Below are 17,649 nucleotides of genomic sequence, written 5' to 3'. Positions count from 1 at the left end.
GCCGCCTATTGCCGGCCTAAACCGCGCTTTTCCAGAAACTCCTTCAGATGCAGGCGCAGCTTGCTGGTGAACAGGGGTTTAAGCTGCTTCGACCAGTTGCTGGACTTATTACCGCCGAGGCGCTCGCTGTAGTAGGTTTCCATAGTGGCGTCAAAGCCATCAATCAGCGCGTTGTCCTGTTCGCTGTTGTAACTGTCCGTTTTCACGATGACGCTAAGTGGCAGGCGTGGCTTCACTTGGGGATCCTGGTCCGGATAGCCCAGACACAGGCCGAATACCGGATACACCTGATCGGGCAGGTCCAGCAGGTCGCTAACAGCGGCCGGGTCATTACGGATACCACCGATGTAGCAAATGCCCAGCCCTTCAGATTCTGCTGCCACCACAAGGTTCTGCGCCATCATTGCTGAGTCTATGCTGGCCACCAGCAACTGCTCGGTGGTGCCGGTAATTATTTCGGCGCCAGCTCTTGCGGCAGCTTCGGTCGGGCGCTTCATATCGGCGCAGAACACGAAAAAGTTCGAGGCGGAAGCGACGTAGCCCTGGCCACCGGTCAGCTCTACCAAGCGCTCCCGCTTGACGGTATCGACGACGTGAATCAGCGTGTAAGCCTGCACGTGGCTGGAGGTAGCGGCGCATTGGCCGGCGTGCAACAGATTAGACAGCAGCTCGGCCGGAATTTTCTGGTCAGTAAACTTGCGAATGGAACGGTGGCGGCTAAGCAGGTCAAGCACCGGGTTGGCAGATGCATTGAACGCTTTGTTTTGAATAGCAGTCATGGGGCCTCTTAGGCTGAAAAAATACAACAGTACTATGCCAGATGTGCCTATCTGTCGCATCAACTCTCCCAAAACTTGATGACGGTCAAATCAATCCCGGCAGTGAATGTTAGCCTGCTCACCAAACACCTCTGACAGACTTGACGAACCGCTGGAGAGCCCATGGACACCATGCGCCGAGCCCTGTTGGGGCAAATTGCCAAGCTTACTGCGGGCGCTGCTCTGGTGCCGCTGAGCAGCATTGCCTCTGCGGGCATCAACCACCAACCACCAAGGCGTGAAGGCGACCCCTCAAAACGCTATGCCATGCTGATTGACTTGCGCGCCTGTATTGGCTGCCAGGCCTGCACTGTGTCGTGCCACATTGAAAACGAGGCGCCATTGGGTAGTTTTCGTACCATTGTGTCCCAGTACGAAGTAGAGCACGAAGACAGCGGCGACATAGCCACATTCATGTTGCCGCGGCTATGCAACCACTGTGACTCACCCCCCTGTGTGCCGGTGTGCCCGGTGCAAGCCACCTTCCAGCGTGAAGACGGCATTGTGGTAGTGGATAACGACGTTTGCGTGGGTTGCGCCTACTGCGTGCAAGCCTGCCCGTACGACGCCCGGTTTATCAACGAACACACCCAAACCGCCGACAAGTGCACCTTTTGCGCCCACCGCTTGGACGTAGGTTTGTTGCCGGCTTGTGTGGAATCCTGCGTGGGCGGTGCCCGCATTATTGGCGACATTCGTGACCCAAACAGCCAGATCAGCCAGATGATTGCTGAGCACTCAAAAGAACTGATGGTATTGAAACCCGAGCAGGGCACCTCTCCCCATGTGTTCTATCTGGGTATGGATGACCGTTTCATATCACGCCCCGACGCCAAGCCGGCACTCTGGGATGTCCGCGGCCCAAAAGGTGAGGAGATGGGCTATGAATTCCATGGTCATTGAGGTTTTAACACCGCGCTACGCCATGGCCTGGTATCCCTGGGCGGTGCAGTATTTTTTTATGATCGCCATTTCCTACTCGGCGTTGATGCTCACCGTGCCTGGCCTGCTGCTAGGTAAACAGCGGTTTTTACTGTTAGCTAAAATTGCTTTGCTGGTCAGCGTTAGCTGCACCCTGGTGGGTCCGGTAGCCCTGTTGGCAGACTTGCACCAGCCGCTGCGATTCTGGCACTTCTACGCCAACATAACGCCTTGGTCCTGGATGTCTATTGGCAGTTTGCTACTGCCGCTGTACCTGGTCCTGGTGGTGGCTTACGCCTGGTTGGCCTGGCGCCCCGCCATGCAGGAGCAGGCTCAGGAAGAGGGCTGGATGGCTAGATTGTCCGGCTGGATCGCCTTGGGCCAGTGGCACTCACCCCGCTGGATGTTGATTTTGTCGGGTCTGGGCGCGCTGGTGTTTTCGTTCGGAATAATGCTCTACACCGGCGCCGAAGTGGCCGTTCTGCAATCCCGTCCGTTGTGGCATACCGAGTGGCTACCCGTGATGTTTGTGATCACCGGGCTGGTTGCCGCGGCGGGTCTGGTATTGCTGCTGAACCGGTTGATGACCGGCAACGACGAAGACGTGAACCGCCAGGGTCTGACGGTGATCTTTGTCGGCATGATATTGGCGGCAGTGGTTGCGGCCCTGTGGCTGACCGAGGGCATTACCGGCTACAGCCCGTCGGTTCAGGAAGCTTTTGCCTCTGTTAAAAACTCGCCCCAGTGGACCGCCGTTGCGGTGTGGGGCCTGCTGGCCGGTATCGCGCTGGTACTGTCAGCGGCGGTGTTGCTGAAAAAACAAAGCTGGCTGGGTTTTGGCTGGCTGGTAGGTTTACTGGCGCTGCACGTGGGCTGGACCTTCCGCTGGATGGTGCTGATGGAAGTGCAGACCGTGGCCAAGAACACGGCTGGTTACTACCAATACGCCATCGAAGCCGGCTCTTACGGATTTATGGGCATTATCGGCACCTTTGGCCTGTGGCTGGCGGCCCTGTTGATTATCGACATCCTGGTGCCCTGGAAAAAAGGCATGCAGGTGCGCGCACGCTGATTTTCGGCCCAGGCTGCCGCCGCAATAACGTCCGCAGCCGGCGTCTTAAGGAGTTTAGAAATGGACAAGAATCGTCGTAATCTGATCAAAGGTGCTGCCGCCGCTGGCGGTATAGCAGCGTTTGGGGCCGGCTATTACGGTCCGCTGGAAAAAATGGGCAAGGGCCTGATGAACGGTACCGCCGGTAAGAAAACCGCCGACCGCCTGCACGGCAATAGCTTGTCGCCAGAATACAGCGTAGACCCGCAAACCGGCGAGATTACACTCAACCCGGACCAGCGCATTGCCTTTACCGTGTGCTACGGCTGCACCACCCAGTGCGGCGTGCGGGTGCGTATTGATAACAATGAAGAAAAAGTTCTGCGGGTGTCGGGTAACCCTTACCACCCATTGTCTGCGGACGAGCATCTGGACGAAGATATCCCGGTGCTGGACGCCCTCAAGGGCCTGAGTAGTTTTCAGGATCGGGGCCAGCTCAACCGCTCCACCGCCTGCGCCCGCGGCAACGCCGCCATGGCTCAGCTCACCAGCAACAAGCGGGTATTGCAGTGCCTGAAGCGGGTGGGTCCTCGCGGCAGTGGCCAGTGGCAGACCGTTTCATTCGAGCAGCTGCTGGACGAGATTGTGGAAGGCGGTGACCTATTTGCGGAAGGCGCGGTAGACGGCCTGCGCGCCATTCGCGACGTTGAAACCCCGCTGGACGCCAATAACCCCGAATACGGTCCCAAAGCCAACCAGCTGCTGATGATGGAGGCCACCGACTACGGCCGTTCCGCACTGCTCAAGCGCTTTGCCTTTAACGCCTTTGGTACCCGCAACTACGGCCATCATGGCGCTTATTGTGGCCTGGCGTTCCGCATGGGTTCTGGCGCGCTGATGAACGATCTGGCTAAAAACGCCCACGTGAAACCAGACTTCGCCAATACAAAATTTGCCCTGTTTATTGGTACCGCACCCAGCCAGGCCGGTAACCCGTTCAAGCGTCAGGGCCGCTTGCTGGGGCAAGCCCGCAGCACTGGCTCTTTGGAATACGTGGTGGTAGACCCGGCCCTGAACGCGGCCGCATCCCACGCCGCCAGCGATCGCAACCGTTGGATTTCCATTCTGCCGGGCACCGACACCGCGCTGGCCATGGGCCTGATTCGCTGGATGCTGGAAAATAACGGCTACGCGGCGGATTACCTGGCACTGCCGGGCCACACCGCGGCCAGCGCCGCCGGTGAAGCGGGCCACAGCAACGCCACCCACCTGGTGATTGATGACGACAGCCACCCAAGGGCTGGCTACTTTCTGCGTTTGTCTGACCTTGGTCAGGCTGAAGCAGGATCTGAAAACGATCATCCGGTGGTAGTCAATAACGCCGGCGATCTTGAAAGCGCCGAAGCTGCCAGCCGCAGCCAGCTGTTTGTGAAACGCCAGGTAGATACCGCGGGTGGCACCACTACCGTGCGCAGCTCGCTGTTCAAACTGCGCCAACAGGCCCAGGCTTACAGCATTGAAGAGTACGCCGACTACTGTGGCATAGAGGCCGGTACCATAAAGGCCCTGGCTAAGCGCTTTTCCCGTTTTGGCCGCCAGGCCGTAGCAGACGCCCACGGCGGCATGATGTCCGGCTCGGGCTTTTACGCCTCTTGGGGCGTGAATATGCTCAACTTGCTGGCCGGCAGCTACAATCAGAAGGGTGGTATGGCCCACGGCGGTGGCAAGTACAACGGTATGGGTAATGGTCCGCGCTACGACCTGGAAAGCTTTCCTGGCCAGGTTGGCCCCAAGGGTGTGTTTTTGTCGCGTTCGCGTTTTCCCTACGAGAAAACCTCAGAATACAAACGCCATGTGGCCAACGGTGAATCGCCGTATCCGGCCAAAGCCCCCTGGCGCAAGCTGGCACCGCCGATTCTGACCGAGCACCTGTTATCCGGTATTGACGGCTACCCGTATCACATCAAAGCCATGATCGGAGTAATGGCAAACCCGCTCTACGGCCAGGCGGGCCTGACCGAGATGATTGAAAGCAAGCTGAAAGATCCGAAAAACATTGGCCTGTACGTGGCGGTAGACGGTTTTATCAACGAAACCAACCGTTACGCGGATTACATTGTGCCGGATTCGGTAATGTACGAAGTCTGGGGCTTCACCGGCGCCTGGAGTGGCACCGTGACCAAAATGACCACCGCCTGCTGGCCGGTGGTTGAGCCACGCCAGGCAAAAACCGCCGCCGGTGAGCCGGTCAGTATGGACAGCTTTTTTATCGAGTTGGCCAAACGGCTTGATTTGCCGGGCTTTGGCGACAACGCCATCGCCGGTGCCGACGGCAAGAACCATCCGTTGAACCGCGCTGAAGACTACTATTTAAGGGCGGCGGCGAACATTGCGCTGGCAGGTAAACCACTGGCAGATGCCTCCGCAGAGGACATCCACGCATCCGGTATTGAGCCGTTAATGGAGCGCTTGCAAGGCACTCTGGCGGCGGACGAAGTGGGCCCGGTGGCGCACCTGTACTCCCGCGGTGGTCGCTTCGAGAAAATGAAAAAGGCTTATGACAGCCAGAAACTCGGCTACACCTGGACTCGCCCGCTGTGCGTGTACAACGAAGAGGTGGGCACCACCATCGACAGCTACAGCGGTAAACGCCTTGTGGGTACGCCTATGTTTCATCCGCCCAGGTTCTGGGATGGCTCGGCGCTGCGGGATCACTTTACTCAGGAAGATTGGCCACTGTTGGCGTTCTCGTTCAAGTCCAACCTGATGAACTCCTATGCTATTGGTCTGGAACGGCTGCGCATGATCAAACCTTATAACCCGGTACTGCTGCACTACAAAGATGCCGAAAAATACGGTGTGAAACACGGTGACGCCATCGCCATCGAAAGCCCCGGTGGCAGGGTGGTTGCCCTGGCTCTGGTGGGCGATCACGTACATGAGGGAGCGTTGGGTATCGAGCATGGCTACGGTCACCGCGAACTGGGCGCGGGTACCCATGTGATTGATGGCGAGAAGCGCCCGGGCAACGAATACCTGGGCGCTGGCGTGAACCTGAACGATCTGGGCTTTGCCGACCCCACCCGTAAAAGCGGAACCGCCACTTGGCTGGAAAACGTCAGTGGCGCCTCGGTGCGCCAGGGTTTGCCGGTGCGTATCAGCGTGGTGAACGACCTGATCTGACTCGGTAGACCTAACCCGGTGCTATCAAAAATATCAAAAAAGGCAGAGCCGAAGCTCTGCCTTTTGCATTTTTAAAGCGGGTGAATGCGGTGTTACCGCATGGCTTTCAGGCCTTTGGCCCATTTTTCAAGCTCCACCAGCAGGTCAGTGGCAGACGGGTCAATCAGTTCGTTGGAGTGAAACACCTTGTTATCATCAATCTGGTTCCAGGCCATGGGCACCATCACCCCTTCCACCATGGGCATCATTTTCAGGGTGGTGACCAGTTGCCGCGCCAGCAGGGCTGCGCGTACGCCGCCGCCGGCACCGCCATAGCTGACAAAGCCGCAGGGCTTGCAATTCCACTCGGTGTACACGTAGTTCAGCGCATTCACGAACGACGGCGGTGGGCAAAAATTGTATTCCGGCAAAACGAATACAAAGGCGTCAGCGCTGCTTACGCTGGCGGCCCAGCGGCGGGTATGTTCGTGTTCGTAAATCCCGCTTTTGGGGTGATTGGCCTCGTTGTAAACCGGAAGTTCGAAATCGACCAAGTCCACCAGCCGGCAGTCGAACGCAGAATGTTCACGGGCGTACTCCAAAAACCACTGGGCAATCGACGGCCCTATGCGGCCGGGGCGCGTGCTACAGGTCACAATGTTCAGTGTCAGTGCCATAAAAAATTCCTGTGGGTATACAGCGTGAAGTGACAAATATGTCTACTGGGCTTATCCATTAAACCTGAACTGCTTGCGGATCGGGGCAAACAACGAACCGTATCAAAGCACGGCTCACTGACGATGAAAACACCACTGCGAAACCATCAGGGCTGGGCACTTCCCATCACCGCCCGCATGTCTTCGGGGAGCGGTAAGCCTTGTTGCATTTGGATTTGGCCATTTTCATCTTTGTAATAGGTGCTGGGGGTAGCGCTAAGCCCTAATTCACCCATCAAACGGTTATTGGCAGTGATGCGTTTGCTATTAGCGCTGACCCGTTCGCGATTCACCTCTATGCCGCCGTTGTTGTAACTTTGCTGGTTGTCGCGCAGGGCTGCCTGGGGGTCGTCTGCACCCAGAATGGTGGCGGCTTTAGACAGGCTGTCCTCGCGCAGTATGCCCACCATCACGTGGCGTAGCTGCACTTGGCCGGCGTCAATCCAGGGTTCTGCAGCCTGGCGGAAGCGGTGGCAGTAAGGGCAATTGGGGTCGGTAAAGGTATACACGATGACCGGCGCATCGGCGCTGCCGTCAAGTACCCAGGCGCTATCGCCCATTTGTGCCCAGGCTTTTTGATTCAGCGGCCCTTGTACCAGTTCCTGGATTTTTGGCTCTGTAAGGTTGTCGCCGTTGGCGTTCAGCATCGGGCCCACAATAATATGGTCGCCGTCAGGCGTCAGGTAAAACGCGACTGGCCGGCCCTGCATATCGCCGGCATAGCCGGTCAGGCCGCCGGGTGCTTCGAAACTGTCAGCAATGGACACGCCGCGGTCAATTAACAGCTGCACCGCAGGTGGGTAGCTGTCCTGGGCGAAGGCGATGCCACTGGCGCCCAGAGTAGCTGCGGCCAAAGCCGACACTAACAATGGTTGCCAGCGGCCCGATGTCCGCAGTGCACGTGCGCGAGCCGCATCGGTGGTGCTTGTAGAGCGAACAGATGTAGAGCTAACGGGTGAAGCCATGGCGGTTTCTCCTTAAGTGTCAGATAGATTGGTTACGGCTCAAGGAGCCTTAAACGGCTCGAGCCTGCGGGCCAGCGTGGCATTAGACAACTCGCCCATGTGGGCATTTACCTGGCGGCCTTCGGCGTTATAGAACAGGGTAGTGGGTAGGCCGTGGCTGCCTGTATTGCGGCCCAGACTGCCACCGAAATCGGTTATCAGATTATTCAGGGTTAAGTCCTGCTCTTGCATAAAACGGCGAATCGTTTCCGGCTGCTCACCCTGATTTACAAAAACAAAGGCCACACCGGGATTGTCTTTCTGCGCCTGCTCCAACACGGGCATTTCGCGAATGCAGGGCGGGCACCAGGTGGCCCACAGATTCACCACCATGGGCGTGCCCGGAGCCAGTTCTGATAATTGTACGGGCTTGCCATCAAGAGTGGCGAGGCTGGCTTGGGGTAAGCTGGCGGTTTGTTGCTCCATCACGGCGATTAGCCCAGCAATTGCGCCCCAGCTGATCAGGCCCGCTGTCATGGCAATGGCCAGTGGGCGACGTATTCGCGCGTGCCGGCGCATGCGCCAGGCGATAAAAACCAAGGCCCCGGCAACGCCTGCCAGAACACTGAAACCGCCATCGCGAATATCAATAATGCCCAGCAGGTCATCGCGGTAATATTCGAAGTAAAGCGCAACAAAGCCAATGCGCGCTGTCAGCAGGGCGACCAGAAAAATATCTGCCAGGGTGCCAGCGATGGGGACACCTTCTTTGCGCCCGGCTATAGCACCGGTTATCAGCGCCACCACGAAGGCGAATACCAGCAGTAGATGGCCCATGGGCAAGCTAAGTGGCCCCAGATTCACGGAAAGCATCCTTACTCCTCAAAAATGACAGCAGTTGGCGCAGTGTGACTCGCAACGGTGCGGGGAGTTCCCCCGTTCGGTCCAGCCGTCTTTAATTGAAGCCTTATGACAATAGTGAAAACACTGAGTTGACGATTCACCGCGCCGGCCTCATATTAGTCATTGAACCAGCGAGACACCCCCATGCACCCACGCCCTTGCCATACTTTGCTGCCATCTGCCCGCTTCGGTTACGGGTTGTCATTGCTGCTGGCGGTGTTGGCTCTCGGGTTATTGCTGAGTGGTTTTTCTGCCCCGGCTGCAAACTCTGATTTCGGTTATATCAACCACAGCGATCAGGCTCTGGTGGCCAGCCATCAGGGCAGTCGTTTGCGGTTCGTGGCGCCAACGCCCGCCAACGGTGACAGTTCGCCAACGCCCTTTGCACTGGTGTCAGTGCTTTCTCTGCTATTGCCCCAGTTCAGCAGCCAAGTGGTGGTTTTCCATCCTGTTGCCGCGCATGTTGTTCGCCATCACCCCAGCTTCTGGCCCCTTCTGCGGGCTCCTCCTTTGGCTTAATGCCATAACGACCGTTTTTCGCACTGTCTGAAATTCCCGTTATTACGCCTGCCCTCCGCTGTTAAAGCTGCCGGCAGGCGTCGCCTGTGAGGATATGCCATGAAATCTTTGAAAGCCCGGGCTTTGGTCTATGGCTTGGTTATATTATTAGGGCTGATAGCCGCCCTGCCAAATCTGTTGCCAACGCAAATCGCCGCTAAACTTCCCGCCTGGTACACCAGTACCACAATATCTTTAGGCCTTGACTTGCAAGGTGGCTCGCACCTGTTGCTGGCGGCCGACACCGCCGAGCTGTTTGATGCTGAAATGCGCGCCATTGCTGAGGAGCTTCGGCCAAAGCTGGTAGACGCAGGGGTGACCGGTGTCAGGCCAAAGGCTGAGAGTGGCGCGGTGGTGGTTATGGCCAAGAAGCCCGAGCAACTGCAAGCGGCCGCCACCGTGGCCCGTGCGTTGGCTCGTGACAATAGAGACGGCACTCGACGCTTCGACGTTGGGGTAGAAGACGGCCAATTAAGATTGACGTTGACTGAAAGCCGCATTGCCGCGTTAACCAATGATGCGCTTGAGCGCAGCCTGGAAGTGGTACGTCAGCGGTTGGACGAAAGCGGGTTGGTAGAACCCAGCATCACCCGCCAGGGCAACGATGGCATTTTAGTACAGATGCCCGGCGTGGCCGACCCCAGCAGTATTCGTAAACTGCTCGGCACCACCGCAAAAATGACCTTTCACTGGGTCGCCAATAGCAAGAATGAACCGGTAATGGATTTGCCGGGCAGCGAAGAAGGCGAACGCTACAGTTTGGAGCGACGGGTGGCGATGGAAGGCCAGCACATTAGCGATGCTCAGCTAGGCTTTAACTCTGACAATGGGCAACCGGTGGTGAACTTCAAGCTGGACAGCAGTGGCGCAAGCCAGTTTGGCGAGATGACTCGCGCTAACATCGGCCGGCCGCTTGCGGTGGTACTAGACGGCAAAGTGATTACCGCGCCGGTGATTCGCAGTGCCATTGTCGGCGGCAGCGGTGAAATCAGTGGTGGCTTTACCAGCGCCGAAGCCAGCAACCTGGCCCTGTTACTGCGCGGTGGCGCCTTGCCAGTGCCATTGAAAGTGCTGGAAGAGCGCACCGTGGGGCCAGACTTGGGCAGTGACGCCATTGCCATGGGCTTAAGCACCGGGCTGCTGGGTGCTGCTTTGGTATTCGCCTTTATGCTGGGCCTGTATGGCCGCTGGGGTGCGATTGCCTGTGTGGGCCTGGCGGTGAACGTAGGCCTGGTGTTCGGTGTGCTGAGCGTGCTTGGTGCCACGCTGACCCTGCCGGGCATCGCCGGTATTATTCTCACCATTGGTATGGCGGTAGATGCCAACATTCTGATTAACGAGCGCATTCGCGAGGAAACCCGTAACGGCCTCTCTGCCCCTATGGCGGTGCGCCAGGGTTTTAGCCGCGCTTACAGCACAATTCTGGATTCCAACGTCACCACGCTGATTGCTATCAGCCTGCTGTTTATGTTCGGCAGCGGCCCGGTGCGCGGTTTTGCCGTCACCATTGGCATTGGTTTGTTGACGTCGATGTTCACGGCCATTGCGGTCACCCGCTTGTTGATGGAATGGCGGGTGCGGGCCATGGGCCGCCAGCCTTTAACTATTCAGGGCATAAAAGCGCTGGACCGGCTGGCGGAGCGCGGTGTTGATTTTCTGCGCGGCCGTTTCATAGGTTTGGGGTTATCGGCCTTGCTGTCGATTGGCTCCATCGTTTTGTTTTTTGGTCCTGGACTGCAATACGGCGTGGACTTTACCGGGGGTACCCTGGTGGAAGTGCGGGCCGAAAACACCAGCGTAGAGCAGCTGCGCCAGGCTCTGGCTACTGCAGGCTTGGGCAGTGCGGCGATTCAGGAGTCAGGCCCGGCGGATGCAGGCCAGTATCTGGTGCGCTTGCCGGTGCTGAATCCTTCAGCGAGTGATTCCGATAGCAAGGCAGAAGGCGTGGTGGACTCCCTGAAAACCGCGGTGCGCACTCTTTCGCCAACGGCCGAATTCCCGAAAGTAGACATGGTCGGGCCGAAAGTCAGCGGCGGTTTTTCCGATGCTACGATTCTGGCGATTCTGCTGGCGGGTGCTGGCATGCTGGGCTACCTCTGGATTCGCTTTGAATCCCATTTTGCCGCCGCCGCAACCTTGACCATTGCGCTGGACCTGACAAAAACCATCGGCTTTTTTGCGCTGACCGGTCTTGAATTTAACTTAACGGCGGTTGCGGCTTTGCTGGCGCTGATCGGCTATTCGGTGAACGACAAAGTGGTGGTGTTTGACCGGGTTCGGGAAAATCTGCGGCTCACGCCCGACAAGCCCATGCTGCAACTGCTGAACGAGAGCATATCGTCTACCCTGACGCGCACCGTGTTTACCTCGCTTACCACCCTGCTGGCCCTGTTGCCCATGGGCATTGCCGGCGGCAGCGCGGTGGCCAGTTTTGCGCTGCCGATGTTGTTTGGCATTGTGGTGGGTACTAGCTCATCGATCTTCATTGCGGCGCCTTTGTTGTACTGGTTGGGCCAGCGCCGCCAACAAAAAGGCCTGCCGCAACTGCGCCCAAGCCGCGAAGAGCGTGATGCCGAGCTGGCGTTAATTCCTTAGTAAGGCGGGAAATCCAGGCTGAAGCAAACCCCGTGGGCGCTGTTTTCGGCGCTCGCCTGGCCATCGTGCAGTGCCATTATGGACTGCACGATGGCCAGCCCCAAGCCGCCGGTTTCACTGCTGTGCGAGCGTGCCTGATCACCACGGTAAAAGCGTTCAAATAACCGTGGCAGGTGTTTGGCTGCAATGGCGTCACCGCTGTTGGTTACGCTCAGGCGAATCGAGGTTGCGCTGCTGCTGGCGCTGACGGCAATGGTGCCGTTAGCGGGGCAGTGCAGCAGGGCGTTGTCTAAAAGATTGGCCAGCGCCCGCTGCAGTAAATCTGGCAATGCCAGCCTTATTAGATTCATTGCAACCTCTGCCTTAACCGGTGCTTAAGCTAGAACTATAAGTTTTAGCTCGGCATTTCTTTGATGGGCGTCAGAAGTTTGGGCGGATTGGGTTGCAATCACCAGTAGTTACGGTGTCCAATTCCAAGGTACTTAAGGCGCAGTCCGTGCGCCCAAACCAGTGATAAGGACATGTTGAATGCCGACCGCCATGAATTCTCTGACCGCTCGTGCTGTGAAAGGTATTAGCTACGGTTTATTGTCGCTGCTGTTATTCAGCGCGGCGGCGACCGCTGTAGGTGCGGAGAAACTGTACATTTTTACTGAAAAATACCCGCCCTATAACGACACCTTTTCTGGCAAAGCGGTTGCCCACAATGAAGAAGACATCACTGGTATTTGCACTGACATGGTTAAAGCCGCACTGGCTCGGGTTGATTATGATTACATGATGAAAATGCGGGCCTGGAATTACGCGTACAACTGGGTTCAGGGCCGAAAAAATCACGCTTTGTTTTGTACCGCAAAAACCGAAGAGCGCGCCAATCAGTTCCAGTGGGTGGGCCCGCTGGCGTCCATTCAGTGGACCTTGTTCGCTGCTCCAGATTCTGACATTACCTTGAATTCGCTGAACGACGCCAAAGACCTTCAAATCGCCGGCTACAAAGGCGATGTTATGTCGGATTATTTAACCGATCAGGGCTTTAACGTGATTATGGCGGCCTCGGGTGAGGTTAATACCCGCCGCTTGGTGCTGGGCCAGGCTGACCTTTGGGTAACAGACGGCTTGGTTGGCCCACTGGTGGCCAAGAAAGAATTTGGTGTTAGCGGCCTGAAGCCGGTTCTTACGTTCCGTGAAACGCCCATGTACCTGGCGTTCAGCAATGAAACCGACCCCGCCATTGTGGCAGACCTGCAGCAAGCGCTGGACGAAGCCCGCGCCGCGGGTGAGCTGGAGCGGATATTACAGCGTTACCAGTAGATTTAGCGTCGTGTTTCTGTACATGGTGACGCAATTAATGTCGAGGGCGCTATGCTTAAACAGCTGTAAAAAATCTCGTCTATCGTCATTGTTACTACTCGGCACTTTAGCTGTACTGGGCGTTTTGCCATTCGCCGTTATACGCTTTGTTCAAGGAAACGTCGTCGCGGCGATGGTTGATATGACCTTGGTACTGGGTATTGCCGGGCTGGTGGCTTATGCTTTCCGCACCGAAAAAACCCGAATTGCGAGCTTTGTAGCCGCGATATTTATCTCTATTGGCGTCGTGGTGATAGCCATCGTGAACGGGGTTGGCAGTTTTTTGTGGGTTTACCCGGTCTTTGCGGCCATGTTTTTTTGGTGAAACCGGTCGAGGCTTGTCTGATTAATTTTGTCGCCGGAATAGCTCTGGTGGCCCTGTCCGATATTTTTGATGTAATCCCGTTAGATTCCTTTGTCGCAACAATCATTATGTTATCAATGAGCGCCTTTGTGTTCGCAAACCAGGGTGTGAAGCAGCTTCGATTGCTAGAAATTCTGAATACCATCGATTGTCACCAACAATATCCGCAAAGGTGATCGTCTTTACCGTTAAGGAGGAGAAGAGTTTGCGCTGTTGGTGTACGGCGTTGATTCACAGCAGCAGCGTGCGTTTATCAGCAACCTTCAAGAAGCCATTAAAAACCAACTGAAAACGCCAGATGCAGCAGAAGTGACGGCGTCATTTGGTGTTGCGGCCTGGGTGCCGGGTACAACCAGCTGATAGCTGGCTAAAACGTGCAGATACGGCGCTTTATTTGGCCAAGGAACGCGGTCGTGACTGTGCCGTCTTCAGCGACGAATAATCAGCCCTGCCGAGTTTTTTGATGACTTTCCCCCGAAAAACGAAAGCCTGTTAATAACGGCTATCCTCTGTTATAGCGCATATCTTGATAACAGTCTGATTCAATAGTGTTGAAAGGTACCGGTTGTTCTGTCTGTAAATCTATAGCAAGCTTTGCATTGGTTTTTTCATTTTTCAGGGCTGGGCAATGAACGTTTTTTTCAATGCATTGGTGCCGGTTGTTCTGCTGATCACCCTGGGGCACCTTTTTCGCCGCTGGAATTTCCCCGGGCCGGAATTCTGGCCCCAGGCAGAACGCTTTACCTATTACGTTTTGTTTCCCGCCATGCTGGTGTACAAGTTGGGGCAGGCGCACATGGCGCCGTCGGTTTACGCAGATGTTGCCGTGCTGGTAGGCGCAACACTGGCATCGATGACTCTGATACTGGCCGTTATCCAGCGCTTCTGGCGCTGGAGTGGCCCGGTGTTCTCGTCGGTGTTTCAGGGCGCTATTCGCTTCAATTCTTACGTCGCACTGGCGGCAGGCGGCATGCTGCTGGGCGATGAGGGCCTGGCACTGACCGCCATCGTGGTGGCTATTATGGTGCCCATGCTGAATCTGCTGTGCATCGTTATGTTTTCGCTGACGACTGCTGGCCAGCGGATACAGCTTCTGCCCGTGCTGCGGATGATCATTACCAACCCATTGATTGTCGGGTCGCTGCTGGGCATTACCTGGAGTTACTTCGAGCTGGGCTTTCACCCGCTGTTGGCAGGCACTCTGGGGCCATTGAGCAGCCTGGCTTTGCCTATGGGTTTGATGACGGTGGGTGCTGGCCTGCAACTGAGCGTGTTACGCGGCGCTTCGATGCCATTTGTGATGTCGTCAATTCTTAAGTTACTGGTGATGCCTGTGATTGCTGCGGGCATCGGCTATGTTCTAGGCTTTGAGCTCTTGCTGGTGCAGGTCATGATTCTGCTGGCGGCCTTGCCCACAGCCACCTCAGCTTACATTCTTGCGCGCCAGCTAGGCGGTGATGCACCGCTGATGGCAGGTATCATTAGCGGGCAAACCCTGTTGGCTGTGGTGTCTATTCCGCTGGTTCTAAGCTTCCTCTGGTAGGATAACTTCGTGCTTCTTAGCTTATCCAATGCGCTCCCGGACTCGGGATTCAGCGTTATTTTGCTTTTAGTGGTGTGTTTTGTCGCCGGTATGGTGCGCGGGTTTTCCGGATTCGGTTCGGTCATGATCATGGCACCGGTGTTCAGTGCGTTGTATGGTCCGGTAATCGCCGTGCCCGTCGTGTTGCTGGCGGATCTTATGATCGCGCTGCCGCTGGTTCGCAGCGTTTATAAAGACGCTCTTGGCGTAATGGTGCGGCAGATGCTGTTGGCCGCGATTATTGGCAGCTTGGCTGGTTTTGTTCTGATGCGACTGTTGCCCAGTGACACGCTGGCGACACTGGTAGCCATCACAGTGCTGGTGTTCGTGGGGCTAATGGCCCTGCAGAGCCGGCTAAAAGCGGAACCGATAGCAGCCTCGGTCCGACACAACTATCTGGCGGGCAGTTTGTCTGGCTTGTTTGGTAGTATCAGCGGTATGAGCGGGCCACCTGCGGTGTTGTTGATGATGCGTACGTCTGCGCCGGCGTTTACGGTGCGGGCCACCCTGATCGTGTATTTCATGCTAATTGATAGCGTGCTGGTAGCCTTCTATACGGTGCAACAGGGCCGGGTTGAAATGGCGTGGTTGTCGCTTTGTGCTATCGCGTTGATACCGATGATGTTCGGAGCATGGTTGGGTAGCCGTTTGTTTCATCTGGCTTCCGAGCAGTTGTTTCGCAAGCTGACGCTGGGCTTGATTGCCTGTTCAGCGCTTACTGCTCTTTTTCTGTGACTCTGACTAATTATGGATGTACGTTTTGCGTCTTAGTGATCTTTTTAAAGGAGCACAAACCAGTGAATACAAAAGCGAATAGTGGTTACACCTTGGTGGATTTTTCTGCGACCTCGCCCGCGCCTGAGTGGTACGCGGTTAACGACGGCGTCATGGGTGGCGAATCCCGCGGGGGACCAGCAATTGTGGACGGCCAGCTGATTTTTTCCGGACAGATATCGCTGGAGAACAACGGTGGTTTTTCGTCGGTGAAAAGCAGTGGCCACCAGTTTAACGTGAGTGCCTTTCATTCGCTGCGACTGCGGGTGAAAGGCGATGGTCGCAATTACCAGCTCAGGCTATACACCGACGCCCGTTATGGCCAATCACCCATTGCTTATACCGCCGAGTTCCCGACACTCGCAGGCGAGTGGACAGAGCCGGTTATCCTGATTTCCCAGCTCAGTCCGCATTTTCGTGGCCGCGCGCTTTCCGGCCCACCTCTGGATGTTGAACATGTAGAAGCCATTGGCTTGCTACTGGGCGACAAGCGCGCGGGTGCGTTCGAGTTGCGGGTTGAATGGATCAGGGCGGAATAAGCCCACCCGCACTATTGTGCGGGTGCCATACGGTAAAGTTTGCCCTTACGGGCATCGCTCAGCAGCCACAAAGCGCCGTCAGGGCCAAACCGGACATAGCCGCCGCGGGGCCGTGTTCGTGGGTCCAGATTTCGCCGGTCTGTGGGTGAACGGGCCCAGGCCAATAAGACAAAACTGATAACAGCTTGCTCTAAAACTCGCATAGGAGTCTCCCGGTTCCGTTTTCGACAAAAAACTATCGATTGCGTTGCAGCCAGCGGTCCAGTTTGTCCGCAAATTCTTTGCGGTCGCTCTGGCCGAAGGGCGCAGGGCCGCCGGTAACCTGGCCGGCGTTGCGCATCTCTTCCATAAAATTGCGCATGGCCAGGCGTTGGCGAATATTCTCTTTGGTGAATGCCTGGCCTCTGGGGTTGAATACATCTGCCCCCTTTTCAATGGCTTCTGCGGCCAGCGGGATATCTTGTGTGATTACCAGATCCCCTGCTTTAAGTTGATCCATAATTTCATTGTCTGCCACGTCAAACCCCTGCATCACTTGGCGGGTGTGAATAAACGGACCCGGTGGCAATGGAACAACGTGGTTGGCAATGAACGTGATGTCTACCTTCCAGCGCGCTGCCGCGCGGCAGATAATTTCGCGAATGGGCACCGGGCAGGCGTCGGCGTCAACCCATATGGCCATGACGAATTCCTTGGTGTGGGTGTTTAGTCGTTAATTTAGCAGATGCCTTAGACGGATGGGCGCCGAATGACCGTTGTTAGGTGATTTTTTTGCACATTTGTAATCTCGAAGAAAAACGGTTGGACGTTGATGTAGGGAATGGTCAGATTTCTTACAACAAATCTTCCATAAACCACGCGATAAAACTGACATTACTTGTGGTGGCGGATTTTTTGTAAATGCTGGTTAACTGATTTCGAACGGTCTTTTCAGAAACGTTTCTGAAGTCAGCAATTTCCTTGGCACTAAAGCCCTTTAAGGTAAACAAGGCGATGTCTGACTCACTGTTTGTCAGGCCCCAGCTTGAGAACTGATTTGATATTTCCTCACCAAAAATTCGTTTGGCAGAAATTAGCTCTTTAGATGCCTGCGCTGAATAAATTTTGGCTTCATCCAGTTCTTTCCGTAACTGCCTATTTCGCGTTGCATGGGCTCGACTATTTAAAAACAACATTAGCAACAACGATAGTGTTAATACACAAACAACAAACTCTTGCACAATGTGTAAGGAGTCTATCTCCAGCCACAAACTGGTCACTATGTCCGTTATGCTAGTGATCAATATTAGTACAAAAAATAGCCGGGTAATCAAGTCCCATTTCCCTGCGTCGATCATTACGCCTTCAATATTGAGTCTCATTAGTAGTTTAC

At 55.9% G+C, this 17,649-nt stretch carries 19 protein-coding genes; 11 read left to right on the top strand and 8 right to left on the bottom strand.

What is annotated here, in order from left to right:
• Positions 1-5: 5 nt before the first annotated feature.
• Positions 6-779, bottom strand: a complete 774-nt coding sequence (gene nfsA, locus MIH18_RS10865) for an oxygen-insensitive NADPH nitroreductase (protein ID WP_249007281.1) — start codon at positions 777-779, stop codon at positions 6-8.
• 162 nt (positions 780-941) lie between these two features.
• On the opposite strand from nfsA, the gene ttrB reads away from it, so the two are divergent.
• The 3 genes from ttrB to MIH18_RS10850 are packed head-to-tail and all read left to right on the top strand — an operon-like array spanning position 942 to position 5,973.
• Positions 942-1,721 carry a tetrathionate reductase subunit TtrB gene (gene ttrB, locus MIH18_RS10860; protein WP_249007282.1) on the top strand — a complete coding sequence of 260 codons (780 nt, stop codon included), beginning with the start codon at positions 942-944 and terminating at the stop codon, positions 1,719-1,721.
• Positions 1,702-2,811, top strand: coding sequence for an NrfD/PsrC family molybdoenzyme membrane anchor subunit (nrfD, locus tag MIH18_RS10855; RefSeq protein WP_249007283.1), 1,110 nt, complete (start codon positions 1,702-1,704; stop codon positions 2,809-2,811). Before ttrB ends, nrfD begins: the two co-directional genes overlap by 20 nt.
• A 60-nt stretch (positions 2,812-2,871) precedes the next feature.
• On the top strand, positions 2,872-5,973 hold the full coding sequence (locus tag MIH18_RS10850) for a molybdopterin-dependent oxidoreductase (protein ID WP_249014548.1): 3,102 nt from the start codon (positions 2,872-2,874) through the stop codon (positions 5,971-5,973).
• Between the two features lie 92 nt (positions 5,974-6,065).
• On the opposite strand, the gene MIH18_RS10845 is transcribed toward MIH18_RS10850, so the two are convergent.
• The 3 genes from MIH18_RS10845 to MIH18_RS10835 form a co-directional block, all read right to left on the bottom strand.
• Positions 6,066-6,629: an NAD(P)H-dependent oxidoreductase gene (locus MIH18_RS10845; protein ID WP_249014547.1), complete on the bottom strand. Its 564-nt coding sequence runs from the start codon at positions 6,627-6,629 to the stop codon at positions 6,066-6,068.
• A 146-nt stretch (positions 6,630-6,775) separates the two neighbouring features.
• On the bottom strand, positions 6,776-7,633 hold the full coding sequence (dsbG, locus tag MIH18_RS10840; protein ID WP_249007286.1) for a thiol:disulfide interchange protein DsbG: 858 nt from the start codon (positions 7,631-7,633) through the stop codon (positions 6,776-6,778).
• A gap of 39 nt (positions 7,634-7,672) precedes the next feature.
• On the bottom strand, positions 7,673-8,485 hold the full coding sequence (locus tag MIH18_RS10835; RefSeq protein ID WP_249014546.1) for a TlpA disulfide reductase family protein: 813 nt from the start codon (positions 8,483-8,485) through the stop codon (positions 7,673-7,675).
• A 174-nt stretch (positions 8,486-8,659) separates the two neighbouring features.
• On the opposite strand from MIH18_RS10835, the gene MIH18_RS10830 reads away from it, so the two are divergent.
• Together MIH18_RS10830 and secD are read left to right on the top strand one after the other, a co-directional pair.
• The gene (locus MIH18_RS10830) at positions 8,660-9,034 is read left to right on the top strand and encodes a hypothetical protein (protein ID WP_249014545.1); all 375 of its coding nucleotides are present in this window, start codon (positions 8,660-8,662) and stop codon (positions 9,032-9,034) included.
• 99 nt (positions 9,035-9,133) lie between these two features.
• Entirely contained in the window at positions 9,134-11,668 is a 2,535-nt protein-coding gene (secD, locus tag MIH18_RS10825; protein ID WP_249014544.1) for a protein translocase subunit SecD, read from the top strand.
• On the opposite strand, the gene MIH18_RS10820 is transcribed toward secD, so the two are convergent.
• Positions 11,665-12,018 carry an ATP-binding protein gene (locus tag MIH18_RS10820; RefSeq protein WP_249014543.1) on the bottom strand — a complete coding sequence of 118 codons (354 nt, stop codon included), beginning with the start codon at positions 12,016-12,018 and terminating at the stop codon, positions 11,665-11,667. The genes secD and MIH18_RS10820 overlap by 4 nt on opposite strands.
• 178 nt (positions 12,019-12,196) lie before the next feature.
• Here MIH18_RS10820 and MIH18_RS10815 point away from each other — a divergent pair, with 178 nt between their 5' ends.
• The 6 genes from MIH18_RS10815 to MIH18_RS10790 all read left to right on the top strand — a co-directional run bounded on the left by MIH18_RS10815 (position 12,197) and on the right by MIH18_RS10790 (position 16,277).
• On the top strand, positions 12,197-12,979 hold the full coding sequence (locus tag MIH18_RS10815; RefSeq protein ID WP_249007291.1) for a transporter substrate-binding domain-containing protein: 783 nt from the start codon (positions 12,197-12,199) through the stop codon (positions 12,977-12,979).
• 172 nt (positions 12,980-13,151) lie between these two features.
• Positions 13,152-13,343: a hypothetical protein gene (locus MIH18_RS10810; protein ID WP_249007292.1), complete on the top strand. Its 192-nt coding sequence runs from the start codon at positions 13,152-13,154 to the stop codon at positions 13,341-13,343.
• 255 nt (positions 13,344-13,598) lie between these two features.
• Positions 13,599-13,742, top strand: a complete 144-nt coding sequence (locus MIH18_RS10805; RefSeq protein ID WP_249007293.1) for a hypothetical protein — start codon at positions 13,599-13,601, stop codon at positions 13,740-13,742.
• A 268-nt stretch (positions 13,743-14,010) separates the two neighbouring features.
• Complete coding sequence (locus MIH18_RS10800) at positions 14,011-14,925, top strand: AEC family transporter (RefSeq protein ID WP_249007294.1); 915 nt, start codon at positions 14,011-14,013, stop codon at positions 14,923-14,925.
• A gap of 9 nt (positions 14,926-14,934) precedes the next feature.
• Complete coding sequence (locus MIH18_RS10795) at positions 14,935-15,699, top strand: sulfite exporter TauE/SafE family protein (RefSeq protein ID WP_249014542.1); 765 nt, start codon at positions 14,935-14,937, stop codon at positions 15,697-15,699.
• Positions 15,700-15,761: 62 nt separating this feature from the next.
• Entirely contained in the window at positions 15,762-16,277 is a 516-nt protein-coding gene (locus MIH18_RS10790; protein WP_249007296.1) for a CIA30 family protein, read from the top strand.
• 11 nt (positions 16,278-16,288) lie between these two features.
• Here the strand turns inward: MIH18_RS10790 and MIH18_RS10785 are convergent, their stop codons facing one another.
• The 3 genes from MIH18_RS10785 to MIH18_RS10775 form a co-directional block, all read right to left on the bottom strand.
• Positions 16,289-16,480 carry a hypothetical protein gene (locus tag MIH18_RS10785; RefSeq protein ID WP_249007297.1) on the bottom strand — a complete coding sequence of 64 codons (192 nt, stop codon included), beginning with the start codon at positions 16,478-16,480 and terminating at the stop codon, positions 16,289-16,291.
• 32 nt (positions 16,481-16,512) lie between these two features.
• Positions 16,513-16,959 (bottom strand): YaiI/YqxD family protein, encoded by a 447-nt coding sequence (locus tag MIH18_RS10780; RefSeq protein WP_249007298.1) that lies wholly within the window; start codon positions 16,957-16,959, stop codon positions 16,513-16,515.
• A 151-nt stretch (positions 16,960-17,110) separates the two neighbouring features.
• Positions 17,111-17,638 carry a LuxR C-terminal-related transcriptional regulator gene (locus tag MIH18_RS10775; RefSeq protein ID WP_249014541.1) on the bottom strand — a complete coding sequence of 176 codons (528 nt, stop codon included), beginning with the start codon at positions 17,636-17,638 and terminating at the stop codon, positions 17,111-17,113.
• Between the last annotated feature and the right edge of the window lie 11 nt (positions 17,639-17,649).

The sequence above is a fragment of the Marinobacter sp. M3C genome (assembly GCF_023311895.1).
Classification (GTDB): Bacteria; Pseudomonadota; Gammaproteobacteria; order Pseudomonadales; family Oleiphilaceae; genus Marinobacter.
Note: the sequence above shows the minus strand (reverse complement) of the source record. Positions and strands in the feature narration are given on the sequence as shown.